The sequence below is a fragment of the Amycolatopsis antarctica genome, from assembly GCF_002262875.1.
GTDB lineage: Bacteria > Actinomycetota > Actinomycetes > Mycobacteriales > Pseudonocardiaceae > Amycolatopsis > Amycolatopsis antarctica.
This window is the reverse complement of the sequence record NZ_NKYE01000001.1, coordinates 91,772-110,561: the sequence shown is the minus strand read 5'-3', so window position 1 is coordinate 110,561 and position 18,790 is coordinate 91,772. Positions and strand designations below refer to the sequence as shown.

Below are 18,790 nucleotides of genomic sequence, written 5' to 3'. Positions count from 1 at the left end.
TCCCGTGGGACATGCCTGGCTGACGGTCGCTGCCGCCTCTGCTGCCGTTGCGATGAGTCGCTACTCGGCGGCCAGCCGGTCGACGACAGGCTGCAGGTCCTCGGCGAGCAGCTCGCGCAGGAACACCGCGGCCACCCGCTGCTGCTTGTCCAGCACGATCGTCGACGGGATCGCGTTGCGCGGATAACCCTTGAGGCGCAACAGACTCCGGCCCGCCGGGTCGTAGATCGACGGGTAGCTGATCCCCCGGTCGCGCACGAAGTCCTGCGGCGCGGACCGGTTCGGCTCGCGGACGTCGAGGCCGACCAGTTGCAGCCCCCTGTCCTTGTTGGCCTGGAACAGTTTCTCCATCTCCGGCAGCTCGGTACGGCACGGGCCGCACCAGGAACCCCAGAGGTTGATCACCACGACCTTGCCGGGGAAGTCGGTCGCGGCGAGCTGGGTGCCCTCCGCGAGCAGGTCCTCACCGGCCAGCGACGGGGCGGGCTGGCGCTGCTCGCCGTCGTAGAAGATGTCGAGCTGCCCCCCGGGGGAGACGAACTCGAACGAGGTGCCGCGTTCCACCGCGTCGTCGCCGCCCGTGCAGGCGGAAAGACCCAGCACGGCGGCGATCGCGACGGCCAGCGCGCGGGCAGCCCTCATGCGCCGGTCGCTCTCGGATCGGTCGTCCCCGCCGGTTCGCTGTAGACGACGCGCAGCAGCTCCTCGCCGTCGAACACCAGGCTGGTCAGCGAGGCCAGGGAGCACTGCCGCGACCGCGGATCGTGCCAGAGCGTGCGGCCTTCGAGGAAGCTGCGCAGCGTCCAGATGGGGAGCTGGTGCGAGACGCACAGGGCCTCGCCGCCGTCCGCGCGGGACCGGGCCCGGTAGACGGCGCCGAGCATCCGGTGCGCGATCTCCACGTACGGCTCGCCCCAGGACGGGCGGAACGGGTTGCGCAGCTTCGGCCAGTGCCGCGGCTCGCGCAGGGCGCCGTCGCCGACGGCCACCCGCATCCCCTCGAACAGATTCCCGGCCTCGATCAGGCCGTCGTCGGTGTCGATGTCCAGACCGTGCGCCGCGCCGATCGGTGCGGCCGTCTCCCGCGCCCGCTGCAACGGGGAGGCGACGACGTGGGTGAGCCGGTGATCGGCGAGGGTCTTCGCGACGGTCTCGGCCTGCGCCTGCCCCCGGTCGGACAGCCGGTATCCGGGCAGCCTGCCGTAGAGGATCTTGTCCGGGTTGTGCACCTCGCCGTGCCGCAGCAGGTGGACGATCGTGGTCATGACGCCTGCTTCGCGGACGCGGCGGCGCGGGCGGCGTGCGGCATGGCCTCGGCGATGACCCCGAAGGCCTCCTCGTCCAGCGCGGCGTTGACGAACCATGCCTCGAACGCGCTCGGCGGCGCGTACACGCCGCGTTCCAGCAGGGCGTGGAAGAACGGCGGGAAGCGCCAGGAGTCGGCGGCGGTGGCGTCGTGGAAGTCGCGCACCGGCCGCTCGGTGAAGAAGACGTTGACCAGGTTGCCCGCGTAGGAGACGTGGTGCGGCACGCCCTCGGCGTTCAGCGCCTCGCCGAACAGCGCGCCGAGCCGCTGAGAGTTCGCGTCCAGCGCGCGGTAGACGGAGGCGTCCGCGGCGCGCAGGGTGGCCAGCCCGGCGGCGACGGCGACGGGGTTTCCGGAGAGCGTGCCCGCCTGGTAGACGGGCCCGGTGGGCGCGAGGCGGGCCATCACCTCGGCGCGGCCGCCGAAGGCCGCCGCGGGCAGGCCGCCGGACATGACCTTGCCGAAGGTGTAGAGGTCGCCGGGGACGCGCTCGAGACCGAACCAGCCGGCGGCGGAGACGCGGAAGCCGGTCATCACCTCGTCCATCACCAGCAGCGCGCCGTGCGCGTGGGCGATCTCGCGCAGCGCGGCGTTGAAGCCCGGTTCCGGTGCGACGGCGCCCATGTTGCCCGCCGCGGCCTCGGTGATGATCGCCGCGATCGAGTCCGGGTTGTCGGCGAAGGCCCGCCGGACGGCCTCGACGTCGTTGTACGGCAGAACGATCGTGTCGGAAGCCTGCGCGCCGGTGACACCGGGCGAGGTGGGCAGGCCGAGCGTGGCGACGCCGGAGCCGGCCTGGGCGAGCAGCGCGTCGACGTGGCCGTGGTAGCAGCCGGCGAACTTGACGATCTTGGTGCGTTCGGTGAACCCGCGGGCCAGCCGGATCGCGCTCATCGTCGCCTCGGTGCCGGAGTTGACCAGCCGCACCTGCTCGACGGGCTCCACCCGGCCGATGATCTCCTCGGCCAGTTCCACCTCGCCGGTGGTCGGCGTGCCGAAGGACAGGCCGGACGAGGCCGCCTCCCGAACCGCCGCGACCACCTGCGGGTGGGCGTGCCCGAGGATCATCGGCCCCCAGGAGGAGACCAGGTCGACGTAGCGGTTGCCGTCGACGTCGGTCAGGTAGGCCCCCTCGCCGCGGACCATGAAGCGGGGGTCGCCGCCCACCGAGTTGAAGGCGCGCACCGGGGAGTTGACGCCCCCGGGGGTCGCCTTCGCCGCGCGGGCGAACCAGGCTTTCGACTGCTCGACTGGGTCTGTCACGACATCCAGTGTGGCAAAGACGCGCTCACCGGCCACGGTGCGCCCCGGTCGCCACACACGCGAAGGACCGCCGACCTCGCGGGGAGATCGGCGGTCCTGTGCGCGTTGGTGACGTCCGCGGAACCGGTCACTTGGTGCCGACGAGCCGCTTGGTGGAAACCCGGAAGGCCCAGATGACCACGAGCGCGACCAGCGCCGTCAGCGGCGTACCCATCGCGATCTTGGCGGTGGCCAGCCAGCCGGTGGCGTCGATGTCGAAGAGCCACTGCTTGACGACGAAGCGGGCGGCCAGGACTGCCGTGGCGGCGAGGGTGGCGATGTCGTGCACCCGCAGCGTCTTGCGGTCCTGGCGCCAGGCGTGCTTGCCGCCGTGCATCAGGTTCCAGACGACTCCGGTGATCGGCCTGCGGGCGATCAGCGAGGCGAGCGTGACGACGGCCCCGGCGAAGGCCACCCAGATACCCAGCAGGAAGAAGCCGCTTGCCGAACCGGTCCAGAGCGCGATACCACCGGCGACCACCACACCGAACACGCCGCCGATCGCCACGCTGAACCGCTCGCCTCGGATCATCCGGACCACGGTGATGCCGACGGCGATCGCGAGGGCGATGCCGATCGCGACGGGGAGCGCGACCAGTGCGTTGGCCACGACGAACGCGATGACCGGAAGGCCGGACAACACCATGCCCCACGGTCCGCCGAGCTGGTCGAGCAGATTCGGCTTCGCCGCGCCGTTCTGCGCCGGGGCGCCGGGGCCGGTGGCGGGCTGCCGGGCTTCGGTCCCACGGGTCGGGTTGTAGCTGGTGTCGATCATGGCTGTGTCGTCCTCCAAGGTGCTGTGCGCGGAAGCGCTCAGCGTCGGCGAGCTTGGCGATCCGATCTCCGGCTTGGCCATCTCGTCCCTCTCGTTTCGTTTCATCGGTGAGCTGTGAATAGGTAAGGCCATGACGCAGCGGCACACTCAAGGGACGACCTGTGTGATCCAGGCCACTCGATACTCGGTGGCCGCTGGATGCGGCCGGGTCAGGCCTGCTCCCTGTGCTCGCCCATCGCGGCGACGATGCTGGTCAGGAAGCGTTCGATGGTGGCTAGTTCGGTCTCGTCGAAAGTGTCCAGCACAGTGCCTGCCCTGGCGGCCAGTCCGGCGAAGTACTGCCCGGCGACACCGGCGCCGCTGTCCGATCGGTACAGATGCACCCGTCGGCGGTCGGCGGTGTCCCGCTCCCGGCGCAGGTGCCCGGCCCGTTCGAGGCGATCGACGGCGGTGCTGACCGAACCGGAGCTGCGGCCGAGACGGGCGGCCAGCTCGGCGGGCGTGATGGCGGTTCCTGAGCGTCCGGCCTCGATGACCATCAGCAGCGCCTGCAGGTCGGTGGGGTGCAGGCGTTCCCGTGCGGCGAATGCCTCGGCGATGCCGTGACTCTCCTCGGCGTACCGGTTCAGCAGCCGGAGCAGCTTTTCCCGATCACTCATCGTGCGGCCTCCAGGAAATCGCTCTACGGTCGAATAACTCTACAGTCAAACTAATCGGGATCGGAGGGTCGCCATGTCGACCGCCACTCAGGCGCCGGGACTGCGCAGCCGTTCGTCCTGGCTCGTTCTCGCGGGATTCCTGCTCGCGGTGCTGGCCGTCGCCGTCGTCGGGTCACTGGCGGCCACCTCGTCCAGGGAGATCTACGACGGCTTCACCCAGCCGGCCTTCGCCCCGCCGGGCTGGCTGTTCGGTCCGGTGTGGACGGTGCTGTACCTGATGATCGCGGTGTCCGGCTGGACGTTCTGGCGAGCCGCCGGTTCCTGGCGCGCGGGCAGCCGGGCACTGACCGTCTACGCGGTGGGCCTGGTGCTCAACGCCCTGTGGACGCCGCTGTTCTTCGCCGCCGGACTACCCGAGGTGGCGCTGGCCGAGATCCTGCTGCTCGACATCGCCGTGGTGGCCACCATCGTGCTGTTCCGCAGGCGCAGCACGCTCGCCGCCGCGCTGCTGGTTCCGTACCTGGCCTGGGTTCTCTTCGCCACCGCGCTGACCATCGGCATCGTGGTGCTCAACTAGCGTGCCTCCGTACGTGCGGCGGTGTCGCTCCGGAGCCCGACCACCGCTCTCGAGGAGGTGCCTTCGAGATGACGCGCCCGGGCCTAGCGCACATGGCACGTCTTCAGGTAGCTCAGGAACGATGCCTGCAGACCGGTGACGTGCGTGTCGTGCAACAACGAGCTCGAAAGATCCTGCGATCGCCCCTTGCCGTGGAGCTTTTCCACGACTGAGAGCACGTTGCGTGCCAATCCTCGATAGATCGGGATGTCACCGAGGAGTTCGGCTTCGTTCAGCGTGATGTGCAGTCGTTGATCGGCTCGGTTCTGCTCATTGTCCGGGAGAGCGTTGATCAGCTCGAAGATCTGGCTGTCCGTGCTCGCTACACCGGGGGTGCCCGCACCGAAAGTCGCGAACGGGGCTGCCCGCAACCATGCATAGAGGGCGAAAAGACCTCCGTAGGAGTAGCCGAACAGGCCATGCCCGGACTCACTGACACGAAACCGCGACCGCAACCGCGGGTGGAGTTCGGCGGTCAGGAAGTCGAGGAAGACGTCCGCGTGAGTGTCCGCCAGTTTCGCGAGGTAGGAGTCCGCCTCCTCCTGAGTCATCGCACCCGTGTCGCGAGCCGAAGTGACCGTGGCCACCATCTCGTCGCTGACCGGCTCGCCCGGCGGCACCAGGTCGCGGTTGCGAAGCTGCGCCCAGTCCGCGGCCTCCTCACCGGCGTAGCCGACGCTGACTTGGATGTACGGGGCGATCGTGAGAAACGGGTCGGCCTGGGTGACGATGAGGGGCGCGGTGAGGCCGACGCTCCAATTTCCGTCCATCACGTAGATCAGCGGCAGCGGATCAGCGGAATTCGCGTAACCAGGTGGCGCGGTCACCCAGACGCCGTAACGGTGCCCCGACTGTGCGGTGGTCTCGAAGTATTCCGTGTCCGGCAAGCAGCCGTGCAGCATCTCGCTCATCCGGCGTCTCCTCTCATAGTGCAGCCGACCGTCACCGCGTGGGCGGCTGTCTCCGGATCGCCGGCCCGCATGGCACCTCTGCCAAGGGCCGCGACACGCTGCCCTAAACAGTGGTGAGTTCGACGTGCGATAACGTACTCAACAGTGGTGAGTTCCTCAACGGGAGGTGCCATGAGATCGCCGATCGGGGAAGGTCGGAAGCGCTTGCTGCAAGCGCTGTTCGCTGAGTTCGGCGAGAACGGCCCCGGTGCGAACATCTCGATGCGCCAGGTCGCCGAGCGGCTCGACGTGCATCACACGCTGCTGACCTATCACTTCGGATCACGAGCAGGTCTCATGGCTGCTGTCCTTTCGGAAGCACGCCGCCGCGACAACCTCGTCATCGCCGCGACCGGCCCCGAGATCGGGTTCGTCCCCCTGTGCAGGACGATCTGGAGCTTCTACTCGGACCCTGCGCACGAAGATCGAATCCGTGCCTTTCACCACCTGGTCGGACTCGCGGTCTACGAACCCGACGCGTTCGGAGAGTTCGTCGCCGATGTCGACGAGCTGGCGCGCCTCCTCGAAAAGGCAGCTCGTGGCGACGGATTCACGCCGGCGGACGCGAGGCAGCGGAGCCTGATCGCGGTCTCATGCCTGCGGGGCCTGTTGCTGCAGAGGTTGCTGAACCCTGATACCGAGATCGACGCCGCGGCAGAGCGCTTCATCAGCTCGCTGGCGTCCGGGTCTACCGAGTAGGAGGCGCTCCAGGCGGTGCTCGGTCAGGCGGTGCTCATCAGGTGGCGTCATCGCTTACGGCGCTTGCCCCTCCGGCGGGTACGCAGGGCCAGCACCACCTGCCGGATCGCGTCGAGCAGCAGCAGCGCGGCCAGCAGGCCGAGACCGATCGCGCCCGCAGCGTGGTCACCCGCCAGATGCCGGGAGACCAGCGTCGCCCCGTCGCTGAGCCGGACCACGACCTCGAAGATCCCACCGCCCCACAACGCGAAAGCGCCCCACACGGCGACTCCGGCGAGAACCAGCTCCACCAGCGCGAGGACCGCGCGCCACGGCTGGTGCAGCCGCGCGGAGGGGGCGGTGTCCGGTTCGGCTGGCCAGACGGGTCCGTCGGCGGCGACCTGGCTGCTCATGGGGCGAAGGCTATCCGGGATCGGAGGACGCGGCGCGTCAGGTGCCCGCGACTACACCGCGCAGGGCCTCGCGCAGCGCCACACCGTCGCGGGCCCAGGCGAGCACGACGCTGCCGTCGTCGAGGCGCAGCGGCAGCTCCTCGTACTTGCGCGGCGCGCTCCACCCGCCGCCCAGTACCGGGACGCCGATCGGGCTGCCGACGTCGTCGACCTCGGCGATCCGGGACACCGCAAGGGATTCCCGCCCCTGCCACAGGTGTGTGGGGGTGAGCCGGACGGAGAGGAAACGCCGTCGCGAGTACACCCACAGCGACAGCACGACCAGCAGGGTGAGGCCGACAAGCACCCAGGCGATGGTGTGCACCGGCCCGCCGGCCACCAGTTCGAGCAGTGCGCCCGTCAGCGCGAAGCCCGGGCCCCAGAACAGCGGGGCACCACCGGCCCCCGGCTCGCGGTAGAGCGTCACCTCCTCGCCCGGTGTGGTCACAGCGGACGCGGCGCCTTGGGGAAGTGCGAGGAGACGCTCGGCAGGTACAGCAGCACGAGTGCGACGGCCGCCAGCAGCATGGCGAACAGGGTCACCAGCGTGGAGAACAGCAGGAGCTGGAAGACGAAGGTGATCGCGAACAGGACCGTCAGGATCGTGCGCGCCTTGCGGGCACCGTCCCGGGCCTTGTAGGCGAACAGGGCGAACAGCACCGCGAACACCACGGCGCCGAACAGCAGCGTCCACAGCAGCGCGGACGTGCCGGAGGCGATCTGCTCGTTGGTGATGCGGTCGTCCTGGTTGACCCGGATCAGCTCGTCGATGACCTGCTGTTTACCGGCCAGCGTCACGACGAAGCCGACGACCAGCACGATCCCGGCGGCGATCCACAGGCCGAACGAGATGTTGACCAGCTTCGGCGGGGGGCCGCTCGGCCGGTCGGCGGAAGCGCTCAGCGGTGGCGGCGCGGGCATGCCGCCGAGGAAGCGGCGGTCGTCCGGTCCGCCGTTGCCCGGCTTGTCGCTACCCGGCTTGTTGCTGCCCGGCTTGTTGCTGCCCGGCTTGTCGTTGTCCGGCTTGTCGGTGTTGGCCACGATGTCGAACTCTACTTCCCGCCGAGCGTGTCCCGGCCCGTGGCGGCTCAGTCGAGCCAGGCGGCGGCCTCGGCGGCCCAGTACGTCAGCACCATGTCGGCGCCCGCGCGGCGGATCGAGGTGAGTACTTCCATGATGGTGCGCTCCCGCTCGATCCAGCCGTTCGCCGCGGCCGCCTCGACCATCGAGTACTCGCCGGAGATGTTGTACGCCGCCACCGGCACCGGCGAGACCTCGGCCGCCGCGCGCACGACGTCCAAATAGGACAGTGCGGGTTTGACCATGATCGCGTCCGCGCCCTCGGCCACGTCGAGTTCGATCTCCCGCAGCGCTTCCCGCGCGTTGCCGGGGTCCTGCTGGTACGTCTTGCGGTCACCGGTGAGCTGGGAACCGACGGCCTCGCGGAACGGTCCGTAGAACGCGCTCGCGTACTTCGCCGAGTACGCCAGGATGCCGGTGTCGGCCAGGCCCGCGTCGTCCAGCGCGGCGCGGATGACGCCGACCTGGCCGTCCATCATGCCACTCGGGCCGAGCAGGTGTGCCCCGGCGCGGGCCTGCGCGACGCCCATCTCGGCGTACCGCAGCAGCGTCGCGTCGTTGTCCACCCGGCCCTCGGCGTCGAGTACGCCGCAGTGGCCGTGGTCGGTGAACTCGTCGAGGCAGGTGTCGGCCATCAGGACGGTGTCGTCGCCCAGTTCGGCGCGCAGGTCGCGCAGCGCGAGGTTGAGGATGCCGTTCTCGTCGGTGGCGCCCGAGCCGATCGCGTCGTGCTTCTCCGGCACGCCGAAGAGCATCAGTCCGCCGACGCCTGCCCGCACCGCGTCGACGGCGGCCTTGCGCAGCGAGTCGCGGGTGTGCTGGACGACGCCGGGCATGCTGCTGATCGGCCGCGGCGCCTCGGCACCCTCGGCGACGAACATCGGCAGGATCAACTGACGGGGGCGAAGGGTGGTCTCGCCGACCAGGCGGCGCATCGCGGGGGTGGTGCGCAACCGGCGGGGACGCTGCTCAGGGAACACCCGCCCGACGGTACTCCCGCCGCTCCACCCCACCACCCCCGGCAGCCACCCCGTGTCGCGCGGTACGGCACGTCGTGTCGGGCGCCCCAGCACCCCGTGTCGCGCGCCCCAGCACCCCGTGTCGGGCGCCTGAACACCCCGTGTCGCGCGCCTGGGCACGTCGTGTCGGGCGTTCCGGCACGTCGTGTCTGGGACGTTCGTGCGTTGGCTTACCGCAATATGTCGACGTATTGCGGTCGCGGCCACCGCAATACGTCGACATATTGCGGTCCATCGCATCGTGTCGCGCGGTACGGCAGGCCGTGTCGCGCGTTGGGGTCAGCGAGGCAGGGTTGCCAGGAATGCCTGCCAGGACGCCGCGGGGACGGTGAGGGTGCCGCCGTCGCGGTCCTTGGTGTCGCGGACGCCGACCAGCCCACGGTCGGCCGCCACCTCCACGCACTCGCTCTGCGTGCCACTGTGGCTGGACTTACGCCAGGCCGCCGGGGCCGGGGCGAACGCCACCTCCACGCAGTCACTCTGCGAACCGCTGTAGCTCGACTTGCGCCAGGCCGCTCCGGAAAAAACGTTCACTCTGTCCCACTCTCACGTGAAATCGTCGGCCACCGAGGCCAGGAAATCGGTCGAATCCGCTGGTCCTAGCGCGGTGGCCACCAGGGTATCGGTCGCGGTCTGAAACGGGGACACGTCCTCCAGCTCGTCCATGAACAGTCCGGACCGCTTGTGTTCCAGGTGCACGATGGGCCGCTCGGCGGCGAACTCCAGCAGCACGTAGGTGCCGTCGAGGCCGGTGTGCCCGCCCCGGCTCAGCGGCAGCACCCGGACGTCGATGTGCGGGCGGCGAGCGGCCTCGACGATGTGCCGGAGCTGGGCAGCCATCACCTCCGCGCCGCCCATCGGCCTGCGCAGCACCGCCTCGTCGATGATCGCCAGATAGGCGGGCGGACGCGGTTTGCTCAGCACCGCCTGTCGTCCGAGCCGGGCCGAGACCATCGACTCCATCTCGGCACCGGTTACCCCGGTCGCCGTCATCACCGCGCGGGTGTACTCCGCCGTCTGCAACAGGCCCGGCACCAGCAGCATCGAAGCGTTCACGATCCGGGTGGCCTGCGCCTCGAAGGTGATCAGCGCGGTCGCCTGCCGAGGCAGCGAACCGCCGGTCTCCCACCAGCCCTGCACGTCGGATTCCCTTGCCAGGCCAAGGAGTTCGCCGCGTTTCACACCGGTGACGCCATAGGCGACCAGCAGCGCGGAGACGTCCTCGGCGGCGATCACCTTGCCGCCGTTCTCCAGCCGGTTCAGCGAGGACGGCGAGGTGCCGATCAGCTTCGCCGCCTCCCGCGTGGTCAGCCCGGCCTTCACCCGCAGCTCGGTCAGTTCGGTGGCCAGGCTGCGCATCCGCGCGGTGGCGTGTCGTGCGGTCACGTCGTTCCCCTCCGGTCGTTGCCGCCATCCCAACGGGTTCCGGCCCGAAACGCCATCACACGATCGGACGTACCGTTTCCTCTGCTGGGACAACAGCGAAACCTGACAACGTGCCGGTATGACCGCGACCGAAGACCGCACCATCGCCGATCGCCTCACCCTGATGCGACCGGGCCCACCGCCGATCCACACCCGGGCCGAGATTCGCGCGCTGCTGCGCACGTGGGCGCGGGAGAACCCACCGCGCCGGTTCGCGCTCTACGAAACGGGCAGCGACGAAAACGGTTGGGACGGAACGGTTTTCGCCTGGGGGCTGGGCTTCGACACGCATCTCGTCGTCCGTTCGATCGACGAACGGGTGCACGGACGGTTCAGCTCGGCGGAGACGATGCTTTCGGTGCTCGGCCGGCGTTTCGACCTCGGCATGGTCTGGATCGACGAGGAGCCGTAACGAGAAACCGCCCGACACAAGGTGCCGAGACGCCCGACACGAGGTGTCCAAACGCGCGACACGGCATGCCGGAACGCGCGACACGGCGTGCCATACCGCGCGACACGGGGTGCCGGGGCGCGCGACACGGGGGTGGACGGCACTGTGCCCCGCCGGGTAGGGGCCCGGCGGGGCACAGGACGGGGCAACAGCGAGCTGCTCGGTTACGAGCGGCGGGCGCGCTTCGCCTTGCGCGGCGGCGGCAGGGCACCCTCCGCGCGAAGCTGCGCGGCGTGCGCGGCCAGCGCGTCGACCAGCGACACCACGGTCGGCTTCTCCGGCTGGACGTCGACCCGCAGGCCGAACTCCGTCGCCGTCTCTGCCGTCTTCGGGCCGATGCAGGCGACCAGCGTCCGGGTGTGCGGCTTACCGGCGATACCCACGAGGTTGCGGACCGTGGACGAGGAGGTGAAGCACACCGCGTCGAACCCACCGGTCTTGATCATCTCGCGGGTGTCGGCGGGCGGCGGCGCGGCGCGCACCGTGCGGTACGCCGTCACGTCGTCGATCTCCCAGCCACGGTCGCGCAGCCCGGCCGACAGGGTCTCGGTGGCGATGTCCGCCCGCGGCAGCAGCACCCGGTCGACGGGGTCGAGCACGTCGTCGTACGGCGGGAACTCCTCCAGCAGACCCTCGCTGGACTGCTCGCCGGTCGGGACCAGCTCCGGGATGATGCCGAAGGAGCGCACCTTCTCCGCCGTCGACTCACCGACGCAGGCGATCTTCACGCCGGAGAACGCGCGGGCGTCCAGGCCGAACTCCTCGAACTTCTCCCACACTGCGCGCACGGCGTTGGTGGAGGTGAAGACAAGCCACTGGTACCGGCCGTCGACCAGACCCTTGACCGAACGCTCCATCTGCGCGGGGCTGCGCGGCGGCTCGACCGAGATCGTCGGCACCTCGTGCGAGGTGGCGCCGTGGCTGTGCAGCCGCTCCGCCATGTCGCCCGCCTGCTCCTTGGTGCGCGGCACCAGGACCTTCCAGCCGTACAGCGCGCGCGACTCCCACCAGGACAGCTTTGACCGGTTGCCGACGGTGCCGCCGACGGTCACCACGAGCGGGCCGACCAGCTCGCCCGCGTCGGCGGACAGCGTGGCCAGCGTCGAGTCGACGGTGCGCTGGGTGTTGATCGTGCCGTTCGAGGTCACCGCCACCGGGGTCTGCGCGGCGATGCCGTGCTCGACCAGCGCGGAGGCGGCCTCGGCGAGGTGGCTGGAGGTGGCGTGCAGGACGAGCGTGCCGGGGGTCGCGGCCAGGCCTGCCCAGTCGACGTCGCCGCGGACGTCGACCTCGGTGTGCGTGCCGCCGAGCGCCACGCCCGCGTAGGCGGGAACGGCCGCGCCGGGCGAGACGCCGGGAACGACGTCGTAGACGGCGCTCGACCGGGACAGCGCCTGCACCTCGGAGACGACGGCCGACTGGGTCAGCGGGTCGCCCGCGACGAGGCGGAGGACGAGCCTGCCGGCCTTCGCCTCGGCGGTGAGGTCCTTGGCGACGTCGCCGGGCTCGCCGACGGCGGGCCGGACCTCGGCCTCGGGGTTGGCGCAGGCGAGCACGCCTGCCGGGACGTCGGGATCGGTCACCACGAGTTCGGCGCGCGCCAGCAGTTCCTTGGCGCGGACGGTCAGCAGTCCGGCGTCGCCGGGGCCCGAACCCACGAAGGCGACACGCCCTGTGGTCTTTCGTGCGGGGGGCATCAGTGCATTTCTCCTTCTACACGGCCACTTCGTCGCGGGCGGCCATTCATCTTCGGGCGGGGTGGGGACTTGCTCAACGAGGGTCGCGGCCGGGACCGGACAGCGCCCCGGCGCCGAGGTCGAGCAGCTCGGCGGCGAGTTCCTTGCCGAGCCGTTCCGCATCGGTCATCGCGGCGATCGCCGACGCCCGCACCATCTCCGCCGAATCGGCGTCGAACTGGGCGGCGGCGTTGCCACGCAACGAGATCTTCTGTACGTACACGTCGTTGCCGTCGGCGTCGGTCTCGATGTCCTCGACGACCTCGGCCAGCGCGCCGACCGGCGCGCTGCACCCGGCTTCGAGCGCGGCGAGCATGGCGCGTTCGGCTGCCACGGCGAGACGGGTCGCCTCGTCGTCCACTGTGGACTGGAGCAGGTGCTCGATGTCCACGTCGTCGGCCCGGCACTCGATGGCCAGCGCGCCCTGGGCGGGCGCGGGCAGCATCTGGATCGGGTCGAGCGTCTCGGTGACCACCTCGGACCGGCCGACGCGGTCGAGTCCGGCCTGTGCCAGGACGACGGCGTCGAGTTCACCGTCGAACACCTTGCCCATCCGGGTGTCGATGTTGCCGCGGATCGGCACGACGACGAGGCCGAGACCGAGAGCGCGCAACTGCGCCATACGACGCGGGGAGCCGGTGCCGACTTTCGCTCCAGGCGGCAGTTCGCCGAGCGTCAGGCCGTCCCGGGCGACGAGAGCGTCCCGCGGGTCGGCGCGCGGCGGGACCGCCGCGATCACCAGGCCGGGCTCGGCCGCGGTCGGCAGGTCCTTGTAGGAGTGGACGGCGACGTCGATGTCGTCGGCGGCCAGTGCCTCGCGCAGCGCGGAGGTGAACACGCCCACGCCGATCTCGGCGATCGGGGCGTGCGACCGGTCGCCGGGCGTGGTGACCTTGACGATCTCCACCTGCTGCCCGGCGTCGGTGAGCTGCTGGGCGATGATGCCGGTCTGGGCGAGCGCGAGCTTGCTGCCGCGGGTGCCGATCCTGATCGTCCTGGTCACTTCGTCTCACCGTCCACACGCGACTGTCCAAGGTGGACGTCGCGGGTCTTGAACTGGTCGTTCTTGTTGGTCACCGAAGGGCTGGCGAGCACGGCGGGCGTCTGCGGATCGAGCTCGAACAGCTCGCGCAGCGCGTCGGCGTAGTCGGTGCCCGAGGTCGCGGCGGCGAGCTGCTTCACCCGCACCGTCGGCGAGTGCAGCAGCTTGTCCACCACCCGGCGGACCGTGCGGCCCACCTCGGCGCGGACGGCGTCCTCCAGCTCGGGGAGCCGGTTGTCCAGGCGCAGCAGTTCACCCTCGACGACCTCGGCGGCCCGCTTGCGCAGGGCGGTGACCGTCGGCGTCACCTCGGCACTGCGCTGATCGGCCAGGTACTCGCGCACCTCGTCCAGCACGATGCCGGCGGCCCGCGCGGTCTGCTTCGCGAGGCTCTCCCTCGGCCCACCGTCGGTGACGGTGTCCATCCGGCGGCGGACGGTCTCCAGGTCGATGACGGTCACACCGGCGAGTTCGTCGACGGCCTTGTCCACATCGCGCGGCAGGCCGAGATCGCAGACGACCAGCGGACGCTGCGCGCGCGGGCGCACATGCCCGGCGGTGACCACGGCCGCCTGCGCCCCGGTGCATGCCAGCACCAGGTCGGCCCGCTCCAGCGCTCCGGCCAGTTCCTCCATCGGCACCGAGTACCCGGGCACGCCCTGCGCGGTGATCGACTCGGCGAGCCGGGTGGCGGTGGCCGTGGTGCGGTTGACGACGGTGATCTCACCGATGCCACTCTTGCGCAGTTGCGAGGCGGCGAGCGCGCCCATCGAACCGGCGCCGACGATCACCGCGTGCCTGCCGGCAACCTCACCCGCGGCGGCCAGCGCCTCGGACACCACGGAGGCGCCCAGCGCGTCCAGCCCGGTCTCGGTGTGCACCCGCTTGCCGACCCGCAGCGTCGTCTGCACCAGCTCGTGCAGCGTGCGGCCGACGGTGCCGGCCTCGCGGGCCACGGCGTACGCGGCGCGCACCTGGCCGAGGATCTGCGTCTCGCCGACGACCATCGAGTCCAGGCCCGAGGCCACGGAGAAGATGTGCTCGACGGCAGCGCCCGCGTAGTGCACGTACAGGTCGTCGTAGAGGTCGGCTGGCTCCATCCCGGCCTGGCGCGCCAGCACCTCGGAGACACCGGCGAGCCCGCCGTGGAAGGTCTCCACCACCGCGTAGACCTCGATGCGGTTACAGGTGGAGAGCAGCATCACCTCGTGCGTGTCGGTCGCCTGCTGCAGGTCGTGCAGCACCTTCTCGAGCTGCGCGGCGGGCACGGCGGCGCGTTCGAGGGTGGACATGTCGGCGCTGCGGTGGGAGAGGCCGACGGCCAGGATGCTCATGAGCGGCCACCCCCGGCCCGCTGGCGCAGCGTTCGCCTGGCGGGGGCGGCGGGTGCCAGCCCGTTGCCGTTCGCGTGGCCGTTCCGCTCGGCGTCGAGGGCGGCGTCCGCCCGGCGCGCGACGTGGAAGGACAGGACCTGCAGCTCCACGGCGAGATCCACCTTTCGCACCTCGATGTGTTCGGGCACCTGCAACACGACCGGCGCGAAGTTCAGGATGCACTGCACCCCGCCCGCGACCAGGCGGTCGCACACCGACTGGGCAGCCGTCGGCGGTGTGGCGATGACCCCGATGGAGATCTGCCGTTCGGCGCACACCTCGGGAATCTCGTCCAGGTGCGACACCGGCAGGCCGCCGACCGGCACCCCGACCAGATCCGGGTCCAGGTCGAACAGCGCCTCGACCGGGAAGCCCCGGCCGGGGAAACCGCCGTAGTTGGCCAACGCATGTCCCAGGTTACCGATTCCCACGACCGCGACCTTGTGCTGCCTGGTCAGGCCCAGGGTGCGCTCGATCTGCCCGATCAGCACGGCGACGTCGTAGCCGACGCCACGGGTGCCGTAGGAGCCCAGGTAGGACAGGTCCTTGCGCAACTTCGCGGAGTTGACCCCCGCCGCCGCGGCGAGTTCCTCGCTGGAGACGGTGGTGGCGCCCTTCTCGGCCATGCCGGTGAGGGTGCGCAGGTAGATGGCCAGGCGCGCGACCGCGGCCTCCGGGATGGACTTCGCCCTGGTGGGCTCGCCGTCCTCGGCGGGGACGGCGGGCATCTCGGCGGTGGGCGCGTTGTCGGCGTCCGGAGCGGGGCGTCCGGCCCGTGGACCGCGCTTGTGGGCGGCCTCGGCTCCGTTCCGCCGGCCCCGAGCTGCCACCACGCCGTCTCTCCTCATCCACGTCGACCCGGAGCGAACCACGGCCGGCACGTCACGAAATACGATCGGACTCTTGACCCGGCGGGCGCGTAGGTGTTCGATGCGGCGCCGCTGCGGGTGATGTCAATACGGTAGCCACTTGTGAACGCATGCACAAAGTCACTGGTCGGGCGCGTAATCAGGCCCACAGTGCCGGCCGTCGCGCCGGTCGGCGAGAACACATGACGAAGCCCCCGCCCACCTCCGGAGAGGTGAACGAGGGCTTCGCGGTCAGGATCCCTTAGCTGTTGGCGCCGGGGGTCATGACGGTGTCGATGACGAAGACCGTGGCGTTGGCGGTGGGGACGTTGCCGCACAGCACCTTCGCGCCGTTGACGGTCATGTTCTCACCCTCGCCCTCGATCTTCAGCGGGCCACCGGCCGGGTTCAGCGACTCGACGGTCTTGGCCTCGACCAGGCCGTCGCGGTCGTAGCGCTTACCCACGACGTGGTACTGCAGGATCGGGGCAAGCTGGTCCGGAGCGGCGGCGAGCTCGTCGAACTTCGGGCCCAGCGCGTCGAAGGCCGGGTCGGCCGGCGCGAAGACCGTGATGCCTTCCTGGCTGTTCAGGGTGTCGGCCAGGTTGGTGGCGCCGACGGCCGCGGTGAGCTTGGTGAGCAGCGGGTTGTTGCTGGCGGCGGTCGCGACCGGGTCGGAGACCATGCCGCCGACCGAGCCGGGGCCCTCGGTCGGAACCTGGGCACAGCCCGGGCCGTAGGGGTCCTCGACGGTGGTCACACCGTCGCCACCGGCGGCGGCGTCGCTCGAGGGAGCGGAGCTGGCCGAGCTGGAGGGCATCGAGGAGCTGCCGGGCTGCGAGCCGGAGTCACCGGAGGGGGCGGCTTCCTCTTCGCCACCACAGGCGGCCAGGGACAGGACTGCCGCGGCCGCGATGCCCGCTCCAGCAATGCGTCGCATGTTCTTCACTGCAGATCACTCCATTCGTTCCCGGACCGCGCCCGGATTTCTGTTCTCTTGTTGCTTCTGATGGGTATTCGGAGCCGCCGTGGCGGCGGATTGCCACCCGATCGAGTTAATTCAGAAATTTCTCAGGTGGTGGTGAAGAAGATGTTGTGCAGACCGGTCGCACCGTCGGGAACGGTCCCGACGCGCTCTTCCGTCTGCACGTAACCGTTCTTGTCGGTCGCACGTGAGGTCACCTGGTGACTGCCGGCCGCCGGAACGTCCAGCTCGATGTTCCACATCCGCCAGGTGTTGATGTTGACCTCTGTGGACAGTTGCGTTTGCTGCCACTCCCCGTTGTCGAGGCGGATCTCCACCTTCTCGACCCCGGTGTTCTGCGCCCAGGCGATTCCGGAGACGACGACCTTGCCCTTCGGGAAAGCCTGGAAACCCTTCGGGGAATCGATCCGCGACATCGTCTTGATCGGCCCCTTCTCACCCCAGCCGCGATCGAGCCAGTACATCCGGCGCTTCGCGTACGTGGTGAGTTCGATGTCCTTGAGCCATTTCGTCGCGGACACGTAGCCGTACAGACCGGGAACCACCAGCCGGGCGGGGAAACCGTGTTCCACCGGGAGCGGCTCGCCGTTCATGCCGATGGCCAGCATCGCGCCACGGTTGCGGTCGAGCGAGGCCTCCACCGGGCTGCCCGCCGTCCAGCCGTCGACGCTGGTGGAGAAGATCTGTTCGGCGCCCTGCTGCACACCCGCCTCTTCGAGCAGGTCCCACATGTTCACGCCGAGGAAATTCGCGGTGGAGACGTACGGGCCACCGACTTCGTTGGAGACACAGGTCATCGTGATCGTCCGCTCGATGAGATCACGGCTCCGGATGTCCTCGAAATCCAGCGTCAGTTCGTTGTCCACCATGCCGTGGATGCGCAGCGTCCAGTCCTCGGCGCTGACCTGAGGGACGACCAGCGCGGTGTCCACCCGGTAGAAATCCTGGTTGGGCGTAAGGAAAGTAGGCGTACCGAGCTTGGCGAAGTCGGCGTCGGCGGGGATCGCCGGGGCGGTCCGCGCGGGCGTCAGCGAACCGATGTCCGCACGGGAGCTCTCGGCGCTCATCGAGTCGCCGATGAGCTGTCCGCCCAGTCCGGCCGCACCGGCACCGACGGCGACGCCGCCCGCACCGATCAGGAAGTTGCGGCGGTTCGCGGACAGGGTGGTACCGCTCGGCTCGTCGGCGGACTCGGCCGTTTCTTCTTCTGTGGCAACGTTCTCATCCGTGTCCGCGCCCGCGTCCTCGGCGGTTCCCCCGGCACTCCGCTTCTCGGCGGCGATGGTGCCCGCCCGGCGGAGCGCGACGTTGTGCAGGAAGCGGAAGACGAGCACGCCTGCCACCAGGCTGGCGGCCGGGGCGAGCAGCGAGAGCTGGCCGAGGTCGGGGCGACTGAAAACAGCCACGCCGCCGACGATGCCGAACAGCGCGATGACCACCACGCCGGGCAGGGCGTTGCGCCGGGACAGCACACCGGCGAGCGCCGCGACGAGCACCATCACCACGGCCATGCTGCCGAGCAGCACGATCTTGTCGTAGACGCCGAAGGTGCGGACCGCGTAGTCCTTGAGCGCCGTGGGCGTCAGGTCGATCGCCGAGTTACCGACCGCGAGATACGGCGAGGCGTTCACCCCGACAAACGCGGCCACCAGGTGACCTGCCGCGAGAGCAGCCGCGAGGGCCAGCACCCCGACCAGTGCGCCGACGAGGATCGACAGCCGAGGTCGAGTGCCGGCCGTCCTGGCGGGGGTATCGCTGGAAGTACTCACAACCGGTATTTCGGAGCCGTGTCCGGTTCCGATTGGCCGCGCGCGTCACGAGTCCGTCACGGCGGCGGCACCCGGTCCCCGAGGTCAGGTGAGTGCGCGGCGGAGACGGTCCTCCTCGACGGTCCAGTACCCGTGCTCGGCACCGTCGACGAGGATGACCGGCACCCGGTCGCCGTACTCGCCGCGCCACTCCGGATCGGTGTCGACGTCGGCTACCGACCACTCGACGCCCAGCTCGCCGCAGATCCGCGCGACCTCGGCCTCCGCCGTCACGCACGACGGACAGCCCTGCCTGCTCATCACGATCACCTGGTGAGTCATCGC

The 18,790-nt window shown here is 70.2% G+C and carries 22 protein-coding genes; 3 read left to right on the top strand and 19 right to left on the bottom strand.

What is annotated here, in order from left to right:
* Positions 1-60: 60 nt before the first annotated feature.
* The 5 genes from CFN78_RS00585 to CFN78_RS00565 form a co-directional block, all read right to left on the bottom strand.
* Positions 61-642: a TlpA family protein disulfide reductase gene (locus CFN78_RS00585; protein WP_094860550.1), complete on the bottom strand. Its 582-nt coding sequence runs from the start codon at positions 640-642 to the stop codon at positions 61-63.
* A complete protein-coding gene (locus tag CFN78_RS00580; RefSeq protein ID WP_094860549.1) occupies positions 639-1,265 on the bottom strand; it encodes a histidine phosphatase family protein in 627 nt (208 codons plus the stop codon). The genes CFN78_RS00585 and CFN78_RS00580 overlap by 4 nt, the downstream gene beginning before the upstream one ends.
* Positions 1,262-2,569 (bottom strand): glutamate-1-semialdehyde 2,1-aminomutase, encoded by a 1,308-nt coding sequence (gene hemL, locus CFN78_RS00575; RefSeq protein WP_094860548.1) that lies wholly within the window; start codon positions 2,567-2,569, stop codon positions 1,262-1,264. The genes CFN78_RS00580 and hemL overlap by 4 nt, the downstream gene beginning before the upstream one ends.
* Positions 2,570-2,696: 127 nt before the next feature.
* A complete protein-coding gene (locus CFN78_RS00570; protein WP_240519176.1) occupies positions 2,697-3,488 on the bottom strand; it encodes a DUF3159 domain-containing protein in 792 nt (263 codons plus the stop codon).
* Between the two features lie 104 nt (positions 3,489-3,592).
* Positions 3,593-4,042: a MarR family winged helix-turn-helix transcriptional regulator gene (locus tag CFN78_RS00565; RefSeq protein ID WP_094860546.1), complete on the bottom strand. Its 450-nt coding sequence runs from the start codon at positions 4,040-4,042 to the stop codon at positions 3,593-3,595.
* Positions 4,043-4,115: 73 nt separating this feature from the next.
* On the opposite strand from CFN78_RS00565, the gene CFN78_RS00560 reads away from it, so the two are divergent.
* On the top strand, positions 4,116-4,619 hold the full coding sequence (locus tag CFN78_RS00560; RefSeq protein ID WP_094860545.1) for a TspO/MBR family protein: 504 nt from the start codon (positions 4,116-4,118) through the stop codon (positions 4,617-4,619).
* 83 nt (positions 4,620-4,702) lie between these two features.
* Here CFN78_RS00560 and CFN78_RS00555 read toward each other — a convergent pair whose 3' ends face one another.
* Positions 4,703-5,569 (bottom strand): alpha/beta hydrolase, encoded by an 867-nt coding sequence (locus CFN78_RS00555; RefSeq protein ID WP_094860544.1) that lies wholly within the window; start codon positions 5,567-5,569, stop codon positions 4,703-4,705.
* A gap of 171 nt (positions 5,570-5,740) precedes the next feature.
* Here CFN78_RS00555 and CFN78_RS00550 point away from each other — a divergent pair, with 171 nt between their 5' ends.
* Positions 5,741-6,307 (top strand): TetR/AcrR family transcriptional regulator, encoded by a 567-nt coding sequence (locus tag CFN78_RS00550; protein WP_094860543.1) that lies wholly within the window; start codon positions 5,741-5,743, stop codon positions 6,305-6,307.
* A gap of 47 nt (positions 6,308-6,354) precedes the next feature.
* Here the strand turns inward: CFN78_RS00550 and CFN78_RS00545 are convergent, their stop codons facing one another.
* From CFN78_RS00545 to CFN78_RS00520, 6 genes are all read right to left on the bottom strand, one after another.
* Positions 6,355-6,699 (bottom strand): hypothetical protein, encoded by a 345-nt coding sequence (locus CFN78_RS00545; RefSeq protein ID WP_205660385.1) that lies wholly within the window; start codon positions 6,697-6,699, stop codon positions 6,355-6,357.
* Positions 6,700-6,736: 37 nt separating this feature from the next.
* A complete protein-coding gene (locus CFN78_RS00540; RefSeq protein WP_240519174.1) occupies positions 6,737-7,186 on the bottom strand; it encodes a hypothetical protein in 450 nt (149 codons plus the stop codon).
* Positions 7,183-7,779, bottom strand: coding sequence for a hypothetical protein (locus tag CFN78_RS00535; protein ID WP_240519173.1), 597 nt, complete (start codon positions 7,777-7,779; stop codon positions 7,183-7,185). The genes CFN78_RS00540 and CFN78_RS00535 overlap by 4 nt, the downstream gene beginning before the upstream one ends.
* Positions 7,780-7,826: 47 nt before the next feature.
* Positions 7,827-8,798 (bottom strand): porphobilinogen synthase, encoded by a 972-nt coding sequence (hemB, locus tag CFN78_RS00530; protein ID WP_094860542.1) that lies wholly within the window; start codon positions 8,796-8,798, stop codon positions 7,827-7,829.
* 318 nt (positions 8,799-9,116) lie between these two features.
* A complete protein-coding gene (locus CFN78_RS00525) occupies positions 9,117-9,371 on the bottom strand; it encodes a DUF397 domain-containing protein (RefSeq protein ID WP_094860541.1) in 255 nt (84 codons plus the stop codon).
* A gap of 12 nt (positions 9,372-9,383) precedes the next feature.
* Positions 9,384-10,223 (bottom strand): helix-turn-helix domain-containing protein, encoded by an 840-nt coding sequence (locus CFN78_RS00520; protein ID WP_205660384.1) that lies wholly within the window; start codon positions 10,221-10,223, stop codon positions 9,384-9,386.
* A 118-nt stretch (positions 10,224-10,341) separates the two neighbouring features.
* Between CFN78_RS00520 and CFN78_RS00515 the strand changes: the two genes are divergently transcribed.
* Positions 10,342-10,674: a hypothetical protein gene (locus CFN78_RS00515; protein ID WP_094860540.1), complete on the top strand. Its 333-nt coding sequence runs from the start codon at positions 10,342-10,344 to the stop codon at positions 10,672-10,674.
* A 203-nt stretch (positions 10,675-10,877) separates the two neighbouring features.
* Here the strand turns inward: CFN78_RS00515 and CFN78_RS00510 are convergent, their stop codons facing one another.
* The 7 genes from CFN78_RS00510 to CFN78_RS00480 form a co-directional block, all read right to left on the bottom strand.
* Positions 10,878-12,410 (bottom strand): bifunctional uroporphyrinogen-III C-methyltransferase/uroporphyrinogen-III synthase, encoded by a 1,533-nt coding sequence (locus tag CFN78_RS00510; protein ID WP_094860539.1) that lies wholly within the window; start codon positions 12,408-12,410, stop codon positions 10,878-10,880.
* A 73-nt stretch (positions 12,411-12,483) separates the two neighbouring features.
* A complete protein-coding gene (hemC, locus tag CFN78_RS00505) occupies positions 12,484-13,452 on the bottom strand; it encodes a hydroxymethylbilane synthase (protein ID WP_094860538.1) in 969 nt (322 codons plus the stop codon).
* On the bottom strand, positions 13,449-14,825 hold the full coding sequence (locus tag CFN78_RS00500; protein WP_094860537.1) for a glutamyl-tRNA reductase: 1,377 nt from the start codon (positions 14,823-14,825) through the stop codon (positions 13,449-13,451). The genes hemC and CFN78_RS00500 overlap by 4 nt, the downstream gene beginning before the upstream one ends.
* On the bottom strand, positions 14,822-15,697 hold the full coding sequence (locus CFN78_RS00495) for a redox-sensing transcriptional repressor Rex (protein ID WP_240519172.1): 876 nt from the start codon (positions 15,695-15,697) through the stop codon (positions 14,822-14,824). The genes CFN78_RS00500 and CFN78_RS00495 overlap by 4 nt, the downstream gene beginning before the upstream one ends.
* A gap of 277 nt (positions 15,698-15,974) precedes the next feature.
* A complete protein-coding gene (locus CFN78_RS00490; protein ID WP_094861021.1) occupies positions 15,975-16,652 on the bottom strand; it encodes a fasciclin domain-containing protein in 678 nt (225 codons plus the stop codon).
* 131 nt (positions 16,653-16,783) lie between these two features.
* On the bottom strand, positions 16,784-18,385 hold the full coding sequence (locus tag CFN78_RS00485; protein WP_240519233.1) for a molybdopterin-dependent oxidoreductase: 1,602 nt from the start codon (positions 18,383-18,385) through the stop codon (positions 16,784-16,786).
* A gap of 165 nt (positions 18,386-18,550) precedes the next feature.
* Positions 18,551-18,787 carry a glutaredoxin family protein gene (locus CFN78_RS00480; protein ID WP_094860535.1) on the bottom strand — a complete coding sequence of 79 codons (237 nt, stop codon included), beginning with the start codon at positions 18,785-18,787 and terminating at the stop codon, positions 18,551-18,553.
* Positions 18,788-18,790 lie beyond the last annotated feature (3 nt).

What these genes read in the sequence shown, in the direction of transcription:
- CFN78_RS00555 (WP_094860544.1), bottom strand. Translation starts at nt 5,569, where the DNA reads ATGAGCGAGATGCTGCACGGCTGCTTGCCGGACACGGAATACTTCGAG.
- CFN78_RS00490 (WP_094861021.1), bottom strand. Translation starts at nt 16,652, where the DNA reads ATGCGACGCATTGCTGGAGCGGGCATCGCGGCCGCGGCAGTCCTGTCC.
- CFN78_RS00510 (WP_094860539.1), bottom strand. Translation starts at nt 12,410, where the DNA reads ATGCCCCCCGCACGAAAGACCACAGGGCGTGTCGCCTTCGTGGGTTCG.
- CFN78_RS00500 (WP_094860537.1), bottom strand. Translation starts at nt 14,825, where the DNA reads ATGAGCATCCTGGCCGTCGGCCTCTCCCACCGCAGCGCCGACATGTCC.
- CFN78_RS00515 (WP_094860540.1), top strand. Translation starts at nt 10,342, where the DNA reads ATGACCGCGACCGAAGACCGCACCATCGCCGATCGCCTCACCCTGATG.
- CFN78_RS00545 (WP_205660385.1), bottom strand. Translation starts at nt 6,699, where the DNA reads ATGAGCAGCCAGGTCGCCGCCGACGGACCCGTCTGGCCAGCCGAACCG.
- CFN78_RS00565 (WP_094860546.1), bottom strand. Translation starts at nt 4,042, where the DNA reads ATGAGTGATCGGGAAAAGCTGCTCCGGCTGCTGAACCGGTACGCCGAG.
- CFN78_RS00580 (WP_094860549.1), bottom strand. Translation starts at nt 1,265, where the DNA reads ATGACCACGATCGTCCACCTGCTGCGGCACGGCGAGGTGCACAACCCG.
- CFN78_RS00480 (WP_094860535.1), bottom strand. Translation starts at nt 18,787, where the DNA reads ATGACTCACCAGGTGATCGTGATGAGCAGGCAGGGCTGTCCGTCGTGC.
- CFN78_RS00585 (WP_094860550.1), bottom strand. Translation starts at nt 642, where the DNA reads ATGAGGGCTGCCCGCGCGCTGGCCGTCGCGATCGCCGCCGTGCTGGGT.
- CFN78_RS00570 (WP_240519176.1), bottom strand. Translation starts at nt 3,488, where the DNA reads ATGAAACGAAACGAGAGGGACGAGATGGCCAAGCCGGAGATCGGATCG.
- CFN78_RS00560 (WP_094860545.1), top strand. Translation starts at nt 4,116, where the DNA reads ATGTCGACCGCCACTCAGGCGCCGGGACTGCGCAGCCGTTCGTCCTGG.
- CFN78_RS00550 (WP_094860543.1), top strand. Translation starts at nt 5,741, where the DNA reads ATGAGATCGCCGATCGGGGAAGGTCGGAAGCGCTTGCTGCAAGCGCTG.